At 72.0% G+C, this 17,979-nt stretch carries 16 protein-coding genes; 7 read left to right on the forward strand and 9 right to left on the reverse strand.

Features of this window, described 5'->3' with window-relative positions:
• Positions 1-32: 32 nt before the first annotated feature.
• The 3 genes from JD78_RS05435 to JD78_RS05445 form a co-directional block, all read right to left on the reverse strand.
• Positions 33-806, reverse strand: a complete 774-nt coding sequence (locus tag JD78_RS05435) for a sulfite exporter TauE/SafE family protein (RefSeq protein ID WP_153361875.1) — start codon at positions 804-806, stop codon at positions 33-35.
• Positions 803-1,594, reverse strand: a complete 792-nt coding sequence (locus JD78_RS05440) for a sulfite exporter TauE/SafE family protein (protein ID WP_153361876.1) — start codon at positions 1,592-1,594, stop codon at positions 803-805. The genes JD78_RS05435 and JD78_RS05440 overlap by 4 nt, the downstream gene beginning before the upstream one ends.
• A 77-nt stretch (positions 1,595-1,671) precedes the next feature.
• Positions 1,672-4,278: a DEAD/DEAH box helicase gene (locus JD78_RS05445; RefSeq protein WP_208103991.1), complete on the reverse strand. Its 2,607-nt coding sequence runs from the start codon at positions 4,276-4,278 to the stop codon at positions 1,672-1,674.
• A 165-nt stretch (positions 4,279-4,443) separates the two neighbouring features.
• On the opposite strand from JD78_RS05445, the gene JD78_RS22515 reads away from it, so the two are divergent.
• Entirely contained in the window at positions 4,444-4,566 is a 123-nt protein-coding gene (locus tag JD78_RS22515; RefSeq protein ID WP_267128589.1) for a hypothetical protein, read from the forward strand.
• Between the two features lie 269 nt (positions 4,567-4,835).
• Here the strand turns inward: JD78_RS22515 and mmuM are convergent, their stop codons facing one another.
• The 3 genes from mmuM to JD78_RS05460 form a co-directional block, all read right to left on the reverse strand.
• Positions 4,836-5,750: a homocysteine S-methyltransferase gene (gene mmuM / locus JD78_RS05450; protein ID WP_166521010.1), complete on the reverse strand. Its 915-nt coding sequence runs from the start codon at positions 5,748-5,750 to the stop codon at positions 4,836-4,838.
• Complete coding sequence (locus JD78_RS05455; protein ID WP_153362682.1) at positions 5,747-6,532, reverse strand: hypothetical protein; 786 nt, start codon at positions 6,530-6,532, stop codon at positions 5,747-5,749. The genes mmuM and JD78_RS05455 overlap by 4 nt, the downstream gene beginning before the upstream one ends.
• A gap of 104 nt (positions 6,533-6,636) precedes the next feature.
• On the reverse strand, positions 6,637-7,254 hold the full coding sequence (locus JD78_RS05460; protein ID WP_166521011.1) for a hypothetical protein: 618 nt from the start codon (positions 7,252-7,254) through the stop codon (positions 6,637-6,639).
• Between the two features lie 60 nt (positions 7,255-7,314).
• Between JD78_RS05460 and arfB the strand changes: the two genes are divergently transcribed.
• Positions 7,315-7,761, forward strand: coding sequence for an alternative ribosome rescue aminoacyl-tRNA hydrolase ArfB (gene arfB / locus JD78_RS05465; RefSeq protein ID WP_153362803.1), 447 nt, complete (start codon positions 7,315-7,317; stop codon positions 7,759-7,761).
• A gap of 2 nt (positions 7,762-7,763) precedes the next feature.
• Here arfB and JD78_RS05470 read toward each other — a convergent pair whose 3' ends face one another.
• Both JD78_RS05470 and JD78_RS05475 read right to left on the reverse strand, forming a co-directional pair.
• On the reverse strand, positions 7,764-8,210 hold the full coding sequence (locus JD78_RS05470) for a hypothetical protein (RefSeq protein WP_166521012.1): 447 nt from the start codon (positions 8,208-8,210) through the stop codon (positions 7,764-7,766).
• A 42-nt stretch (positions 8,211-8,252) separates the two neighbouring features.
• Positions 8,253-8,402: a hypothetical protein gene (locus tag JD78_RS05475; RefSeq protein ID WP_153362550.1), complete on the reverse strand. Its 150-nt coding sequence runs from the start codon at positions 8,400-8,402 to the stop codon at positions 8,253-8,255.
• A gap of 241 nt (positions 8,403-8,643) precedes the next feature.
• Between JD78_RS05475 and JD78_RS22845 the strand changes: the two genes are divergently transcribed.
• The 4 genes from JD78_RS22845 (at position 8,644) to JD78_RS05495 (ending at position 16,589) form a co-directional block, all read left to right on the forward strand.
• Positions 8,644-10,089: an AAA family ATPase gene (locus JD78_RS22845; protein WP_153362549.1), complete on the forward strand. Its 1,446-nt coding sequence runs from the start codon at positions 8,644-8,646 to the stop codon at positions 10,087-10,089.
• 1,024 nt (positions 10,090-11,113) lie between these two features.
• The gene (locus JD78_RS05485) at positions 11,114-13,687 is read left to right on the forward strand and encodes a molybdopterin oxidoreductase family protein (RefSeq protein WP_243730982.1); all 2,574 of its coding nucleotides are present in this window, start codon (positions 11,114-11,116) and stop codon (positions 13,685-13,687) included.
• Positions 13,687-16,227, forward strand: a complete 2,541-nt coding sequence (gene nirB, locus JD78_RS05490; RefSeq protein ID WP_166521013.1) for a nitrite reductase large subunit NirB — start codon at positions 13,687-13,689, stop codon at positions 16,225-16,227. Before JD78_RS05485 ends, nirB begins: the two co-directional genes overlap by 1 nt.
• The gene (locus JD78_RS05495; RefSeq protein WP_166521014.1) at positions 16,224-16,589 is read left to right on the forward strand and encodes a Rieske (2Fe-2S) protein; all 366 of its coding nucleotides are present in this window, start codon (positions 16,224-16,226) and stop codon (positions 16,587-16,589) included. The genes nirB and JD78_RS05495 overlap by 4 nt, the downstream gene beginning before the upstream one ends.
• A gap of 95 nt (positions 16,590-16,684) precedes the next feature.
• On the opposite strand, the gene JD78_RS05500 is transcribed toward JD78_RS05495, so the two are convergent.
• On the reverse strand, positions 16,685-17,140 hold the full coding sequence (locus JD78_RS05500) for a DUF2000 domain-containing protein (protein ID WP_153362725.1): 456 nt from the start codon (positions 17,138-17,140) through the stop codon (positions 16,685-16,687).
• A gap of 50 nt (positions 17,141-17,190) precedes the next feature.
• Here JD78_RS05500 and JD78_RS05505 point away from each other — a divergent pair, with 50 nt between their 5' ends.
• Entirely contained in the window at positions 17,191-17,979 is a 789-nt protein-coding gene (locus JD78_RS05505; RefSeq protein ID WP_166521015.1) for a helix-turn-helix domain-containing protein, read from the forward strand.

The following is a 17,979-nucleotide window of genomic DNA, read 5'->3' on the forward strand; positions in this document are numbered from 1 at the left end:
CCTCGTGCCCCGGCGAGGGCCCCATCATGCGGTCAGCCGTAGGCGTCGATGCCCAGGTGCACCGCCAGTGCCAGTCCGGCGACGGCGATGACCCGCCGGAGCAGGCGTTGCGGCACCCGCCGCACCACCCGGGGCCCGAGCCGGCCGCCGACGAAGAAGCCGAGGGCCAGGGGCAGCGCGGCGAGCCAGTCGACGTCGGCGAGGAACGCGTACCCCAGCGCCGCCACCAGGTTCGCCAGCCCCAGCACCAGGTTCTTCAGCGCGTTCCCCCGCGGCACGCCCTCACCGAGCACCAGCAGGTACATCGCCAGCATCAGCACGCCGGCGGCAGCGCCGAAGTAGCCCCCGTAGACCGCCACGAGGAAGGTGCCCAGCGCGAGCCCCCAGTGGTCCCGCGGCGGGTGCGCCGCCGCATCGGCGGCGCCCTCCGCGGCGAGTTCCCGGGGCGGCCGCTGGACGAGGATGGCCACCGACGCCGCCGCGATCAGGAAGGGCACCAGCAGCTCGAAGGCGTCCGCCGGGGTGAGCAGCAGCAGGACGGCGCCCAACAGCCCGCCGAGCACCGCGGCGACGCCCAGCCGGACCAGCCGCGGGCGCTGACCGCTGAGCTCGGGACGTGAGGCGCTGACCGAGCCGACGCTGTTCAGCACCAGCGCGACGGTGTTGGTCACGTTGGCCGACAGCGGGGACAGCCCGGTCGCCAGCAGGGCGGGGTAGCTGACCAGCGAGGCCAGCCCGGCGATGCTGCCGGTGAGGCCGCCGCCGACCCCGGCGAGCACCAGCAGGACGAACTCGAGCACGGTCATCGCGTGAGCAGCACCCCCAGCGCGACGAGGCCGAGCACGACGATCGCGCTGCGGAGCACCGGGGCGGGCAGCCGCCGGCCCAGCGTCGACCCGACGTACCCGCCCACCACCGAGCCGCCGGCGACCAGTGCGGCCGCGGTCCAGTCGATCCGGTCGGTGGCGACCAGGACGTAGGTCAGCGCCGCCACCGCGTTCACCCCGAGGGTGAGCACGTTCTTGATCGCGTTGAGCCGCTGGAGCGGCTCCCGCAGGAGCAGCCCGAAGATGCCGATCTGCAGCACGCCCTGGCTCGCCGCGAAGTACCCGCCGTAGGTGCCGGTGGCGTACGCCCCGGCGAACAGCGCGGCCAGCCGGCCGCGGCCGACGACCTGCACGGCCGGTTCGGTGTCGCTGGCGGCGGCCCGGCGGCGGGCCAGCCAGCGCTGCAGCAGCGGCTGCACGGCGACCAGGACGACGGCCAGGGCCACCAGGCCGGGGACGATCGCCTCGAACGCGGCGGCCGGCAGGTGCAGCAGCAGGAAGGCGCCGGTGAGGGCGCCCAGCACGGAGGCGGGGAACAGCCGCAGCAGCAGGCCGCGCTGGCCCCGCAGCTCACGGCGGTAGCCGATGGCCCCGGTCAGGTTGCCCGGCACGAGCCCCAGGGAGTTGGAAATGGTCGCGGTCACCGGCGGCAGGCCGACGGCCAGCAGCACCGGGAAGGTGACCAGGGTGCCGGAGCCGACGACGGCGTTGATCGACCCGGCGGCGAGCCCCGCGGTGGCGACCGCGACCATCTCCCACGCCGTCATGCGCACATCGCCGCGAGCGTGTCACAGGGCTGCGGGTGAGCCCGCGCACGCCCCGCGAGCGCCGCAGCCGGGGGGCCTCAGTCCTTGCGGCCGGCGTCGACCAGGCGGAGCACGACGCTGCCCTCCTCGTCGGAGGCGCCGAGGTCGACCTCGGCGTCGAAGCCCCAGTCGTGGTCGCCGGCCGGGTCGTCGACGATCTGGCGCACCCGCCACAGCCGCGGCTCGTCCCGGTCGACGATGAGCAGGGCGGGGCCGCGGGCGTCGGCGCCGGTGCCCACCTCGGCGTGCTCGGCGAAGTAGGCCTGCACGACCTCGCCCCAGCGGTCGGCGTCCCAGCCGGCGGCGGAGTCCAGCTCGCCCAGGTCGTACCAGCGGCGGCGGGCCCACAGCTCCACGCGGCGGAACAGCTGGTTGCGCACCATGGCGGTGAACGCCCGCTCGTTGCCGGTGAGCGGCCGGGGGCGGGCCGGGACGGCGACCGGTGCGTCCAGCGGCTGGTCCGGGCTGGTCAGCTGCTCCCACTCGTCCAGCAGCGAGGAGTCGACCTGGCGCACCAGCTCACCCAGCCACTCGACCAGGTCGGTGACCTCCTCCGTGCGGGCCTCGGTGGGCACGCCGGAGCGCAGCGCCTTGAACGCGTCGGAGAGGTACCGCAGCACCGCGCCCTCGGAGCGGGTCAGCCCGTAGTGGTTGACCAGCTCCCGGAAGGTCATCGCCTGCTCCCACATGTCCCGCACCACGGACTTGGGGGACAGCTGGGCGTCGCGCGCCCACGGGTTGCCGGCGGAGTAGACCTCGAAGGCGTGGCCGAGCAGCTCCTCGAGCGGCTTCGGGTAGGTGACCTCCTCCAGCAGCTCCATTCGCTCCTCGTACTCGATGCCCTCGGCCTTCATCTGGGCCACGGCCTCGCCCTTGGCCTTGTTCAGCTGTGCGGCGATGATCTGGCGCGGGTCGTCGAGGGTCGCCTCGATCACCGAGACGACGTCGAGGGCGTAGCTGTCGGACTCCTGGTCGAGCAGGCCGATGGCGGCCAGTGCGAAGGTCGACAGCGGCTGGTTGAGCTGGAAGTCCGGCGGCAGGTCCAGGGTGAGGCGGTAGCGCCGTCCGTCGGGGTCGGGGACGTCGAGCCGCTCGACCACGCCGGCGGTGATCAGCGAACGGGCGATGCCGATCACCTCACGCACGTGCTTGAGCTGCCGGGCCCGGGGCTCGTGGTTGTCGGTGAGCAGGTGCCGCATCGCCGCGACCGGGTCGCCCGGCCGGGCCAGCACGTTGAGCACCATCCCGGTGGAAACCCGGAAGTGGCTGGTCAGCGACTCGGGCTCGGCGTTGATCAGCCGCTGCTGGGTCGACTCGCTCCACGGCACCATGCCCTCGGGCACCTTGCGGCGCACCAGCTTGCGGCGCTTCTTGGGGTCGTCGGCGACCTTGGCGAACTGCTTGAGGTTCTCCACCTCGTGCTCGGGCGCCTGGACGACGACGGTGCCCGCGGTGTCGTAGCCGGCCCGCCCCGCCCGGCCGGCGATCTGGTGGAACTCGCGGACGGTGAGCATCCGCATCCGGGTGCCGTCGTACTTGCTCAGCGCGGAGAACACCACGGTGCGGATCGGCACGTTGATCCCGACGCCGAGGGTGTCGGTGCCGCAGATGACCTTGAGCAGCCCCGCCTGGGCCAGCTGCTCCACCAGCCGCCGGTACTTGGGCAGCATCCCGGCGTGGTGCACGCCGATGCCGTGCCGCACCAACCGGGACAGCGTCGTGCCGAAGGCGGAGGAGAAGCGGAAGCCGCCGATCATGTCGGCGATCGCCTGCTTCTCCTCCTTGGTGGAGACGTTGACGCTCATCAGCGCCTGGGCCCGCTCCAGCGCCGAGGCCTGGGTGAAGTGGACGACGTAGACCGGCGCCTGCCGGGTGTCCAGCAGCTCCTGGATCGTCTCGTGCATCGGCGTCGTCGCGTAGTAGTGGTGCAGCGGCACCGGGCGCTCGGCGTGGGCGACCAGCGCGGTGGGGCGGCCGGTGCGGCGGGTGATGTCCTCGCGCAGCGCCGTGACGTCGCCGAGGGTCGCGCTCATCAGCAGGAACTGGGCGTTGGGCAGCTCGATGAGCGGCACCTGCCAGGCCCAGCCGCGGTCAGGGTCGCCGTAGAAGTGGAACTCGTCCATCACCACGAGCCCGATGTCGGCGTCCGGCCCCTCACGCAGCGCGATGTTGGCCAGCACCTCGGCCGTGCAGGCGATGATCGGGGCGTCGGCGTTGACCGAGGCGTCACCGGTGAGCATGCCGACGTTCTGCGCGCCGAAGACCCCGCACAGGGCGAAGAACTTCTCGCTGACCAGGGCCTTGATCGGGGCGGTGTAGAAGCTCACCCGGTCGTTGGCCAGTGCCGCGTACTGCGCCCCGGTGGCCACCAGTGACTTGCCCGACCCGGTCGGGGTCGCGAGCACCACGTTGGCTCCGCTGACCAGCTCGATCAGCGCCTCCTCCTGCGCGGGGTACAGCGTCGTGCCGCCCTCGGCGGCCCACTCGGCGAAGTGGGTGAACAGCGCGTCGGGGTCACCGGCGAGCGACTGCAGCTCGGTGAGGTCGTCCGGGTCGCCGATCAGCGAGCGGACGGCGGGTGAGGGCAGCGCGGCGGCGGGGGAGTCGGCCGGGGTGGCGTCGGTGCCGGCGGGAGTGAGCGTCATCGTGCCCCACAGCGTGCCGGATGCCCGGCAGCTTCCCGGCGCCGCGTCCCTGCTGGCGTCCGAGATGGTCCGGTAACGAAACGGTCACGACTCCTCCAGTCGCGCGTGCGATCGGTCGATGCAGGGGAGAAGGTGAACAGCAGGTGAACGAAAGGTGGATGGGACATGCGCGAACGCTTCTGCCCGGAGTGCCGCTGGACGCTGGTGACCGACCGGGACGGCCGCCGGCACCTCGAGATGCGCTGGGTGCCGGTCGGCGCGGAGACGCCGATGGCCCGCGCGGCCTGATCGGGCGGCTTCGGAACACGACCCCGACGCGGGCGGTAGGAGGGGCGCGCACCGACGCGCGCCTCTCCCACCGCCCGCGTCGTGCGTCTGGGTCACGACGCCAGGCCGGCGGGCAGATCCCGGACTTGGGGGGCACTCCGCTGGAGCGGTACGTCTCCGATGCACGGTTCGCCGTCACCGGCGCCGAACCGATCCGCTGGCGGCCCGCCGAGTGCGCAGTTCTGGTCGCCACCGCTGGTGTGTCTGCGCGCGTCGGCGACCAGAACTGCTCACTCGTGCGCGGAGGTGGCGGCGGCGATGGCGGCGACGTCGGCGGGTCGTACCCGGCAGCAGCCACCGACCAGCCGCGCCCCGGCGGCGGTCCACGCGGTGACGTCGCCGACGCCGGGCTGCCCGGTCCAGCGGCGGGCGGCGGCGTCCCAGCGCTCGCCGCTGTTCGGGTAGGCCGCCGCCGGCTTCCCGCTGGCCGTGGCCATGACCGCCACGGCCGGGGGCACGCCGGCCGGATCGGTGCAGTTGACCCCGACGGCCACCACCTGCGACAGGCCCCGGACCAGCGCGGCGACCTCGGCCAGCGGTTCCCCGCGACGGGTCCGTGGCACGCCGTCCGGGCCGGTCGTGCTGGTCAGCGACAGCCAGGCGGGGACGTCGAGCGACTCGAGCTCCGCCAGCAGCGCCTCGACCTCGGCGGCGCCGGGCAGCGTCTCGACCGCCAGCACGTCGGCGCCGGCCTCGGCCAGCAGCGCCAGCCGTGGCCGGTGGAACGCGCGCAGCTCCGTTACGGACACGTCGTCCAGGTAGCCGCCGGTGTACTCCGACCCGTCGGCGAGGAACGCGCCGTAGGGCCCGACCGACCCGGCCACCCAGCCGGTGCGCCCGGCGGCGGCGAGGCCCTCCCGGGCCAGGCGCACGGAGCCCGCGATCAGGTCCCGGGCCCGGTCGGTGTCGATCCCGGCCGCAGCGAACCCGGGGAGGGTGGCCTGGTAGCTGGCGGTGGTCAGCACCTGTGCGCCGGCCGCGGCGAAGGCGGCGTGCGCGGCCACGACCGCGGCCGGGTCGTCGCGCAGCAGCCGCGCCGACCACAGCGCGGAGGAGACGTCGTGCCCGCGGGCCTCCAGCTCGGTGGACAGCCCGCCGTCGAGGACGACCGGGCCGGCGGCGAGCGCGGTGGCGAGAGAGGTCACGCCTCCGATGGTGCCCGGTGGAAGCGCAGCAGACCCGGGGTGTGCCGATCGGCCGCGACGAAGGCCACGGCGACCGCGAGCGGGGCGGCGCCGGCGATCCCGGTCACGGCCAGCACGTCGGCGAACGTCGCGGTGGAGACCGGGGCCGAGGACAGCAGTGCCCAGCCGAGGCCGGTGAGCGGCACGGTGACCAGGCCGGTGCCGAGCGCCAGCCGGACGCGGACAGCCCGTCCGGCGGTGGAGGCGAGCAGCCCGGCGAGGACCGCCGGCACGACGGGCACCAGGCAGCGGACCAGGAGGTCCGCGGGGCGTTCGGCGGCGGTCGAGAACGACGCCAGCGACAGCGCCGCGGCCACCGAGACCGCGGCCGAGCCCAGCACCAGGGCCCACCACAGCCGCACCGCCGGCACGGTCGGCAGCAGTCTCGCGGGGCGCACCAGGCGGGCGCCGCAGAGGCACAGCAGCACACTGATCAGCAGGAAGGAGACCAGCGACTGCGGCACGTCGGACACCCCGCCGCCGTCCCGGCCGGGCAGCTGCCACGGCTGGCGGCCGAGCACGGTGAGCAGGACGGTCAGCCCGATCAGGGACCCGAGCAGGCCGGCGGGGCCCATCGCGCGGGGGGTGGTCCCGGCGGCCGCCCGGGCGTCGAGGGCCTCGGCGCGGCGCATCAGGTCCGCCATCACCGGGTTCTCCGGCAGGGCGGGGCGCTCGGCGTCGGCCAGGGGGGCGACGGCGTTGCCGGTCACCACGTGCAGCCGGGGCGAGGCGTCCTGGTTCACCACCCGAGCGTCACACTCGGTGAGCGGGTCCGCGACCGGAACGGCCACCCGTCACCGGACCGGGCGACACGGTCGTTCCCGAACGGGGTGCCCGGTCACCGCGGTCACCCGACCGGGGTGGCCCGGCGGTTCCTCGGCAGGGTGATGGCCAGTGCGATCAGCAGCGGGACGACGCCGAACACCGCAGCCGCGTACAACGACCCCAGCAGCGTCTCCAGGATGCCGCCGTCGTCGTAGAGCGCCCAGCCGAGGGCGAGCAGCGGCAGGACCAGGGTGCCCATGCCGAGCGTGGCCCGCAGGTGCGCCCGCCGGCCGAGAGGGCGGGCGGCCACGCCGACCAGCAGCACGGGCACGAAGGTGAACAGCCAGTCGAACACCGGGATGACCGGGCCCTCGCCGCTGCCCAGCGCCGCGAAGTAGACGTCGTTCCAGCCCTGGGCGAAGGTCGACGCCGCCGCCAGGACCACCCACGTGGCGGCCGCGGTGGTGGAGCCGAGCGCCCACGGGCGGGTGAGAGTGGCGGCGACGGTGAGGCAGACCAGCGCCGTACCCACGACCAGGGCCAGCAGCGAGGTCGGCACGTCGGCCACCTGCCAACCGGACATCGTGCGCCGGGGGGCCGGCCAGTCCAGCGACCCGACGACGCCGGCGGCGGCGGTCAGCAGCACGGCGGCCGCACCGAGCGACAGCGGGCTGGGCGGGGCGGTCGACGGCGCTGTCATGGCCGCAGCCTGGCAGGTCGGCCGGGAAGTCGGTCGTGGCCGGCGCGCGGAGCAGGGAGGATGGTCACCGTGCCCGGGGACGACGCCTACGCAGACCTGCCGGTGACGGCGTCCCTCGTCGTCCCGGCGGGCCTGCTGTCGTGGCGGTTCTCCCGGTCCTCGGGGCCCGGTGGGCAGGGGGTCAACACCGCCGACTCGCGGGTGGAGCTGTCCGTGGCACCGCTGGAGCTGCCCGGCCTGACCGACGCCCAGCGGGCGCGACTGGCCGACCGGCTGGCGAACCGGCTGGTCGACGGCGTGCTGACGGTCGCTGCCAGCGAGCACCGGGCGCAGCTGCGCAACCGGGAGGCCGCCCGCGAGCGCCTCGCCGCGGTGCTGCGCGCGGCGCTGGCCCCGCCCGCACCGGCCCGCCGGAAGACCAAGCCCACCCGCGGCTCGAAGGAGCGGCGGATCACGGCCAAGAAGCAGCGCGGGGAGACCAAGCGCCTGCGCGGCCGGTGGGACTGAGTTCAGTCCTCGTCCAGCACCGGGATCGGGGTCAGTTGCGTGCGCAGCCACTCGGCCTGGGCGCGCCCGACCGCCACCTCCAGCTCGCCGGTGGTCGTCTGAACGGTCAGCACGACGTCCAGGAGGTCGTCGGTCCTGCTCCTCTCCCACCAGGTCGTCGGCCGCTCCCCGCGCCGGACGACCAGCACGTCGAGGACGACGTGGCTGCGGCCGTCCACGAGCCACCGGGAGAGGTCCAGCCGGCCGGGACGCGGCTCCGCCAGACGTCGCTGCCACCGGTCGGGAACCTGCCGGTGCACCCCCTGGACGGTGCGGACGGCCACCGGTGTCGTCCCGGTGACCTGCCGCCTCCCGAGTCGCTTGATGCGCGCGCGCCGGAAGACGACGAGTCCGACGACGATCAGGCTGTAGATGATGAGCAGCCGCACCAGGTCTTCGCCGTCGAACACCGCGGGAGCGTGGCACAGCAGCCGGCACGTCCGACGGGCCGGCTAGCGACGGCGGGCCACGCGGGTGCCGACCAGCACGCCCATCAGCGACCAGAAGGCACCCACCCCGACCCCGGCCAGCACCACCCAGAACGGCACCCGCATCTCGTCGGTCGCCGTCGCCACCAGCCGCTCCTGCACGCTCGGTTCCATGAAGGGCATCTTGACGGACAGTGCGCCGCACGGGTTGACGCGCAGCGCTCTGGACTTCCTTGCAGGCTGTATGTGACATGGCCACGTCGAGTGGCTTGCGTGGCCAACATGGCCTGTCACGCCTCGTGTCTCGTGCGCACCATGTCCGGAGTTGTCTACTTCCTAGCCACCATGCGCCGCCTGCAGCACGACCGGTTCGCTGACCGTGTCGACTTCAGCTTCTTCCGCGCATGTGTTAGACATGCCCGTGCGCATTGAGCGGCTCTGGTTCGCGGGTATCAAGAGCTTCGACGCGACCCAAAGTCTCACTTTCCAAGGCTTGAACCTTATCTACGGACCGAACTCCTCAGGGAAAAGCAGCATATTTCAGGCCCTACTGTTATTGAAGCAGAGTGTTCAACGTGCCTACGCGGCCGAGCCAGGGGTGCTGGAGTTTCGTAGCGGGGTGGCGGACCTTGGGGGGTTTCGAACCTTCGTCCACGGTCATGATGTAAGCAAAGCGATTACGGTGGGCTTATCCCTAACACAGGTTAGAACGCCCGCTCCGCGATTCTTTGGTCATCGAGTTTCTGTGGAACTCAAATTCGGCATGCGATCCGCTGCCGATAGGGAGCCTAGCCTTCTGCAGATTACCGTCGGGGATGACACGGACATAAAGTTTGCGTTCGATAGGCAGTTCGGCGAGATGAGGTTGGCGGATGCTGCTAGCTCGGCAGCACTGATCAACAAATGGTCGTCCGTGTACGAGGATCAAGCGCGCCATCGAGGGCGAAACGAGCCCCTGCCCACGGATGCAGACAGGCGATGGCTGCGAGAGTGGGTTCGCAAGCATGGCTGTCAACTGGCTGGCTGGTTGCCATATTGGTCGCCAGCGGAGTATGGCCGCGGAAAGCCTGGTCGACCATTCGGTGGTAGCTTTGATGCACCGCGATACGACTACCTGCAGAGCCTTCTTTACTGGTGGCAGAGTTGGTCGAGTGGTTTCGCTTTCGAGCTCTATCAAATGCTAGAGGACCTGGTATACGTTGGTCCTCTACGCGAATTTCCTCGTCGTGTGGCTACCGAAGCCAGTGATGCAATCGGTGTTGGTGTGCGTGGCGAGCGCCTCGTGTTGCACTTGGCGCGCCATGGTGAGCTCGTCGATCAAGTCAATGACGCATTCAGGGAACTGGAGATTCCGTACCGACTGAAGGTCGACCAGGTCCAGTCTGAGGCTGTGCAGGATGCGTTGGGGGACGTGGCTATCGCAATTCTAAGTGACGTACGCACAGGGGTCGACGTTAGTCCGGCGGATGTTGGATTTGGACTGTCCCAAGTACTCCCGGTAATCGTCCAACTTCTCGGGAACACTAATAGCATTATCCTCGTCGAACAGCCGGAGATTCATCTACATCCAAAGGTCCAGTCCAGGCTAGCGGATGTACTCATCAAGTCCGCAGTCAGGGGCAAGAATCAGGTCGTCGTTGAGACTCACTCGGAACACATACTCCTACGTGCGCAGCGACGAATGCGTGAACGCCAGACTGCTGGGTTCCGGGCAGGTTCGTTGGGAGTTCAGTACGTGTCATCGGTCGAAGGACGGGGTGTAGTGCAAAGCTTGCGCGTGGCCGCGGATGGTTCGCTTCTTGATCCCTGGCCGGACGGGTTCTTTGACGAGCGATTCGAAGACCTATTCGCAACGATCTGACGAGTGTTTGAGGTGCTGACCGCCACGTCTTCGAGTCAAGGTGTCGCCGCGGTCGATAACGACGTAATGACTGCACTGGCGGAAAAGCTTGTCAACACTGCCGTTCTGACTCGCCCATCGGTGGAGTGGCAGGCAGCTCTGCGCCAGGTGCTTAAAGACGCACCTCTGGACACGCAACAACGGTGGATCGAGTACGTGCGGGGTCGCCTCGTTTCGGACAGAAATCGGTGGTCGTGCGTTACGTGCCGACTTAACGCCCCGTTGGGGCTTATATTCGCGTCTGACGAGTCGGGAACCTGTCCCACGTGTTCGGGCGACAAAGAACTTCCAGTTGGCGTGCTAGGTAGCCCTCGCCTTGATCAGTGCAGAGCGGCCCAGGTTGCGCCACTTGAAAGGGGTGACGACTGTGCTGGTCGCCTCAACGCCGGGTTTGGCCCGATCCTCGATTTCTCCGACCAGGTGGACGTCGTCGACCCGTACGCCGTTACTGATGCACTGCGTAACCCTGCGGCCTCTGGTCTCGCACGATTCGTGCAACGCGCCGCGGCTGGTGGGGTCACGCGGTTGTTCGTTCATACGGGCGTAGGGGGGTCGCACAACAAGAAGGTCTTGCCCGCAAGTGATCTGGCTTCAGAGCTGGGTCAACTCGCCTCGAACGTGCTGGACGGTCTTCCTATGGAAGTGCACATAAGTGTGCTGAATAGCCAAGAGCGCGCGAAGCACATGCATGACCGCTTCGTGGGAATGTCCTGGGGGTCACGCGGCAAACTCTCTTGGGCTCTTGGTAAGGGACTCGGTCAATTCAATGGATCGCGAGCAAGTCGTGCCTACGCGGTTGCGCGTCAGAGTGATGGCGCAGTGGCTCGAATAGTGACCGACTTGCGTGTCTTCTCCACGTTAGGAATGCGGGTCTATTAGCCGCCTGCTGCTCTCACGGCCACACAGCGGGAGGTGTGAGGCGAACGGAACGCGACCTTGACGTGAGCGCAGCCGCCGGGAAACGGCGTCCCCGGAACCTCTAGATGTGTCCGCCGCCGTCTCGTTGCCCACCCCCGGGGTCGGCACGCGCACCACCGAGACGCACTGCCCGTACTGCTCGCTGCAGTGCGGCATCACCATGACCGCGGGCGATCGGCCGGCCACCCTGGTGCCCGCCGACTTCCCGGTCAACCGCGGCGGCCTGTGCTCCAAGGGCTGGTCGGCGGCGGAGCTGCTCGACCACCCCGAGCGGCTCACCCGCCCGCTCGTGCGCGCCGACCCGGCCGACCGCAGCAGCCCGCTGGTCGAGACCAGCTGGGACGCCGCGCTGGACCGGGTGGTCGCCGCGATCCGCCGCACCCAGGCCGAGCACGGCCGGGACGCCGTCGGCTGCTTCGGCGGGGGTGGCCTGACCAACGAGCAGGCCTACCAGTTCGGCAAGTTCGCCCGGGTCGCGCTGCGCACCAGCGCCATCGACTACAACGGCCGGTTCTGCATGTCCTCCGCCGCCGGTGCCGCCGTGCGGGCCTTCGGGCTGGACCGGGGCATGCCGTTCCCGCTCAGCGACGTCGCCGCGGCCGACGTCGTCGTGCTGGTCGGCAGCAACCCGGCGGACACCATGCCGCCGGCGATGCAGTACCTCGACGCTGGCCGTGCCGCCGGTGCCGAGCACATCGTCGTCGACCCGCGGCGCACCAACACCGCCCGGCACGCCGACCTGCACGTGCAGCCGCTGCCGGGCACCGACCTGGCGCTCGCCAACGGGCTGCTGCACATCGCGCTGGCCGAAGGGCTGGTCGACGAGGACTACGTCGCCGCCCGCACCACCGGCTTCGACCAGGTGCGGGCCGGGGTCGCGGGGTACTGGCCGGACCGGGTCGAGCGGCTCACCGGGGTGCCGGTGCAGCAGCAGCGGCGGATCGTCTTCGCCCTGGCCCGCGGCAAGCGGTCGATCGTCCTCACCGCGCGCGGTGCCGAGCAGCACCGGCACGGCACCGACACCGCGACCGCCTGGATCAACCTGGCCCTCGCCCTCGGGCTGCCCGGGCGGCCGGGCAGTGGCTGGGGCACGGTCACCGGGCAGGGCAACGGCCAGGGCGGACGGGAGCACGGGCAGAAGGCCGACCAGCTGCCCGGCTACCGGAAGATCACCGACCCGGCCGCCCGGGCGCACGTCGCCGCCGTCTGGGGCGTCGACCCCGAGGACATCCCCGGCCCCGGCCGCAGCGCCTTCGAGCTGCTCGACGCCCTGGGCACCGACGGCGGCGTGCGCACCCTGCTGGTGCTGGCCTCCAACGTCGCCGTCTCCGCTCCCGACGCCCGCCGGATGGTCAGCCGGCTCCGCGACCTGGACTTCCTCGTGGTCAGCGACTTCTTCCTCTCCGAGACCGCCGAGCTCGCCGACGTCGTGCTGCCCAGCGCCATGTGGGCCGAGGAGGAGGGCACGATGACCAACGTCGAGGGCCGGGTCATCCGCCGCCGTCGCGCGCTCGCCCCTCCCGGGGAGGTCCGCGACGACCTGCAGCTGCTCGCCGAGCTGGCCGAGCGGCTGGGCGCCCCGGGGTTCAGCGGGGACGCCGAGACGGTGTTCACCGAGCTCGGCCGGGCCAGCGCCGGGGGAGTGGCCGACTACGCCGGTCTCAGCTACGCCCGGATCGACGCCGAGCAGGGCCTGTTCTGGCCGGTGCCCACCGCCGACCACCCGGGAACTCCGCGGCTGTTCACCGAGCGGTTCGCGCACCCCGACGGCCGGGCCCGGTTCACCCGGGTGGAGCACGTGCCGGCGCACGAGGAGCCCGACGCCGACTACCCCTACGTGCTCACCACCGGCCGCGTGCTCGCGCACTACCAGTCGGGCACCCAGACCCGCCGTTCGCGGAGCCTGCAACTGGTCGCCCCCACCGCGCGGGCCGAGCTGCACCCCGACCTCGCCCGCCGGCTCGGCATCGCCGCCGACGACGTCGTGGAGCTGACCACCCGCCGCGGCCGGGCCCGCTTCCACGCCACGATCACCGACGCCGTCCGGCCCGACGTCGTCTTCGCACCCTTCCACTGGGGCGGGGCCAGCTCGGCCAACGCGCTCACCGACCCGGCGCTGGACCCCACCAGCCGGATGCCCGCCTTCAAGGTCTGCGCCGTCGCCGTCTCCCGGGTCGGCGGGCCCGAGGAGCTGATCGCCCCACCCGACCCGACCGGTCAGCCGCGGCCGCTCGCGCACCAGAGCCCGACGTCCCCCACGCCGCACGCCCCGTCCCGGAGGAGGACCACCCGAGTGAAGAGCAGCCCGCGCTTCCTGCAAGGCGTCTACCCGATCACCGGCGAGGGGCTGGCCAAGCCCGGCCCGCTGGACCCCGCCCTGCGCTACGAGGTGCCGCAGGGCAAGACCGCCCAGGCGCTGTACTTCCGCGGCGGCAACTCCACCGCCGAGCTGGTCTACCTGCTGCTGGTGCGCGACGGGCAGCCGATGCGCTGGTTCCCGATCGGCGCCAAGGGCGACGTGCACGTGCCGCTGCGGGTGGTCGAGGACCTCGACGGCGGCACCGTGGTCGAGCTGCACGTGGCCGCCCCGGAGGGCGTCACCGGCGACGTCGTCGTCGACCTCGGGCTGGTGGAGGTCTGATGGGCGCCACCCTCGGCGGTCGCCTCGAGGGGCTGACCTCGCTGCACTTCGCGCTGGACGAGGCCGACGGCGTGGACTCCCGGCAGCGCCTGGTGGTGGTCGGCAACGGCATGGCCGGCGCCCGGCTGGTCGAGGAGGTGCTCGAGCGCCGCGGCGGCGAGCAGTTCGCGATCACCGTCTTCGGCGAGGAGCCGCACGGCAACTACAACCGGATCATGCTGTCCCACGTGCTGGCCGGCGAGGAGCACGAGGACGACATCGTGCTCAACAGCCACGACTGGTACGCCGACAACGGCATCGTGCTGCGGGCCGGCGTCCGGGTCGAGCGGATCGACACCCACGCCAAGCTCGTCTACGCCTCCGACGGGACGGCGACCGGCTACGACCAGCTGGTCATCGCCACTGGCAGCCGCTCGTTCGTGCCCCCGATGGAGGGCATCCGCACCGCCGACGGCGCACTGATGCCCGGCGTGCTGGGCTTCCGCACCATCGACGACACCCGGGCGATGCTCGCCGCGGCGGCCGAGCACGAGAAGGCGGTCGTCGTCGGCGGCGGGCTGCTGGGCCTGGAGGCCGCCCGCGCGCTGCAGGGCCACGGCCTGGCCGTCGAAGTGGTGCACGCCGGCACCCACCTGATGAACCAGCAGCTCGACCCCGACGGCGGCGCCATCCTCAAGCAGTCGGTGGAGGACCTCGGCATCATCGTGCACCTGGCCACCCGCACCACCGAGGTGATCGGGCCCGACCGGGTGCGTGGCGTGGTGCTCGCCGACGGCCGGGCCCTCGACGCCGACCTGCTGGTGCTCGCCGCCGGCATCCGCCCGGTCACCGAGGTCGCGCTGATGAGCGGCATCGAGGTCGAGCGCGGCGTCGTCGTCGACGACCAGCTGCGCACCGACGACCCCGACGTCTACGCGGTGGGGGAGTGCGCCCAGCACCGCGGCGAGGTCTACGGCCTGGTCGCCCCGGTGTGGGAGCAGGCCCGGGTGCTCGCCGACGTGCTCACCGGCACCGACCCGGACGCCGAGTACCACGGCTCGCGCACCGCCACCAAGCTCAAGGTCGCCGGGGTCGACGTCGCCACCATGGGGCTCAACCGGCCCGAACGGGACGCCGACGAGTTCCTGGTCATCTCCGAGCCGCGCCGCGGGGTGCACCTGTCGGTGGTGATCCGCGACGACGTCCTCATCGGCGCCACGCTGCTCGGCGACACCCGCAAGGTCGCCTTCCTCACCCAGGCCTTCGACCGGGGCACCCCGCTGCCGGAGGAGCGGATCCGGCTGCTGGTCGACCTCTCCGACGGCGCGGCCGAAGTCGGCGTCGCCGAGCTGCCCGCCGAGTCGCAGGTGTGCAACTGCAACGGCGTCACCAAGCAGGCCATCTGCGACGCCGTCGCCGGTGGCTGCGCGAGCGTCGGCGGCGTCATGGACGCCACCCGCGCCGGCAAGGGCTGCGGCTCCTGCAAGGGCCTGGTGCAGCAGATCGTCGAGTGGGCCGCCGACGGCGACGTCGTCGAGGACCCGGCCGCGAGCTGGTACGTGCCGGGCATCCCGCTGGCGAAGCCCGCGCTGATGGCCGAGATCCGCTCCCGGGACCTGCGGTCGGTGTCGGCCGTCTTCGCCGCGCTCGCCCCCGGCGGTGCGGAGGACGCCAAGTCGAAGATGGCGCTGACCTCGCTGCTCCGGATGATCTGGGGCAGCGACTACGAGCAGGAGAACGACGCCAAGTTCATCAACGACCGGGTGCACGCCAACATCCAGCGCGACGGCACCTTCTCCGTCGTCCCGCAGATGAAGGGCGGGGTGACGACGGCGGCCCAGCTGCGCACGATCGCCGACGTCGCGGAGAAGTACGAGGTCCCGATGATCAAGGTGACCGGCGGGCAGCGGATCGACCTGCTCGGCGTCCGCAAGGAGGACCTGCCCGCGATGTGGGCCGACCTCGGCATGCCCTCCGGCTACGCCTACGGCAAGAGCATGCGCACGGTGAAGACCTGCGTCGGGTCGGACTTCTGCCGGTTCGGTCTCGGCGACTCCACCCAGCTGGGCATCGACCTGGAGACCCGGTTCCAGGGCATCGAGAGCCCGGCCAAGATCAAGATGGCCGTGGTCGGTTGCCCCCGCAACTGCGCCGAGGCCTACGTGAAGGACGTCGGCGTGGTCGCGGTCGGCAACGGGAAGTGGGAGGTCTACGTCGGTGGGGCCGCGGGCGCGAGCGTGCGGAAGGGCGACCTGCTGGCCACGGTCGACTCCCCGGCGGCGGTCATGGAGCTGACCGGGCGGTTCGTGCAGTACTACCGGGAGAACGCCAACTGGCTGGAGCGCACCTACGACTTCGTGCCCCGGGTCGGGCTGGCGCACCTCCAGCAGGTGCTGCTGGAGGACAGCGAGGGCATCGTGGTGCACCTCGACGAGGGCATCCAGCGCTCGATCGACGCCTACACCGACCCCTGGGCGCAGGACCGCGCGGAACCCGCCACCGCCGGCCAGTTCCGCCCCGCGTTGCCGCTGGTCGAGCTGCCGAAGGTGCCGGTCCGATGAGCCTCACGCGCACCGAGACCTCGGCCGGCGGACCGGGTCTGTTCGGCACCCGGGCGACCGGCACCGCACACGTGGTCGGCCGGGTCGAGGACGTGCCGCCGGGGGAGGGCCGGGCGTTCGTCGCCGGCGACGTCCAGGTGGCGGTGTTCCGGCTGCGCGACGGGTCGCTGCACGCCACCCAGGCCGCCTGCCCGCACGCCGGCGGTCCGCTGGCCGACGGGCAGACCGACACCGACGTGCTCGTCTGCCCGCTGCACCTCTACACGTTCCGCTGGGCCGACGGCACCAGTCCCGGGGGCGCGGGGCCGGTGCGGGTCTACCCGGTGCACGAGGAGGACGGGCGGCTCGTCGTCACCGTCTGACGCCGCCACCTTCCAGGTTTCGGCGCCGAAGCCCGGCCAGGTCTTGGCGCCGAAACCCTGGCAGGTTTCGGCGCCGAGAGCTGCGCGGGGCGCCGTCAGGCGTGCATGCGGGCGCCCTTGAGGATCTTGTCGACGGCGTTCCTCGGGCCGTGGACGGCGAGCCCGACCAGGTCCAGGTCGGCGCCGGGCACCGCCCGGACGGCCGCGCGGTTCTCCGCGTCGCCGCCGGTGGCGAACAGGTCGGCGGTGAACAGCGACGTCGGCAGGCCCCGGGCCAGCGCCTTGGTCCGGGCACTGCCCAGCAGCTGCGCCGGGCCGGTGAGCACCAGCACCGGCTGGCGGAACATCGCCAGGTACCGGGTGCCGTCGCCGTCCTCGTACGGCGCGCCGATCAGCTCGGGCACCGCCGCGGCGATCGCGCTGGACAGGAAGGCGGTCACGTTGAGCTCCTGCCAGGGCAGCAGCCCCTCACGCAGCAGGACGGCGATCTTGGTCGGCCACGGCGGGCCGGCGACCGGTGCCTCAGCGGCCGGGTCGAGCAGCGTCTCCATGCCGGTCAGCGTCGGGCACCGGGCCCGGCCGGGGCTTGTACGTTCCTGACGTGGCAGACGAGGTGCGCGCCTGGCGCCCGGCCGTCCCCGGGCTGACCGAGGTCTTCCACGCGCACTTCACCGACCACGTCTACCCGGCGCACACCCACGACGCGTGGACGTTGCTGCTCATCGACGACGGCGCGGTGCGCTACGACCTGGACCGCCACGCGCACGGCGCCACCACCACCGCGGTGACCCTGCTGCCGCCCGGGGTGCCGCACGACGGGCGGTCGCAGCACCCCGGCGGCTTCCGCAAGCGGGTGCTGTACCTGGAGCCGGCGACGCTCGGCACCCACCGGGTCGGCTCGGCCGTCGACTCCCCGGCGTTCGCCGACCGGGCGCTGCGGGACCGGGTGTCGCAGCTGCACGCCGCGCTCGCCCCGCACACCGAGGGGCTGGAGGCCGAGAGTCGGCTGGCGTTCGTGCTGGAGCGGCTGCGGCAGCACCTCGACGCCGACGTCCGGTCCGCGCCCGACGTGCGGGACGACCGGCTGGCCGACCGGCTGCGCGAGCTGCTCGACGCGCGGCTCGTCGAGGGGGTCTCCCTGGAGGCGGCGGCCGTGGAGTTCGGGGTGCACCCCACGCACATGGTGCGGGCGTTCACCCGCCGGCACGGGCTGCCGCCGCACCGGTACCTGACCGGACGCCGGATCGACCGGGCGCGGCGGCTGCTGCTCGCCGGTCAGCCACCGGCCGAGGTGGCGACGGCGGCCGGCTTCTACGACCAGGCGCACCTCACCCGGCACTTCCGCCGGGTGCTCGGGACGACGCCGGCCGCCTACGCCCGTTCCGCCTGA

It is taken from the genome of Modestobacter roseus, from assembly GCF_007994135.1.
Classification (GTDB): Bacteria; Actinomycetota; Actinomycetes; order Mycobacteriales; family Geodermatophilaceae; genus Modestobacter; species Modestobacter roseus.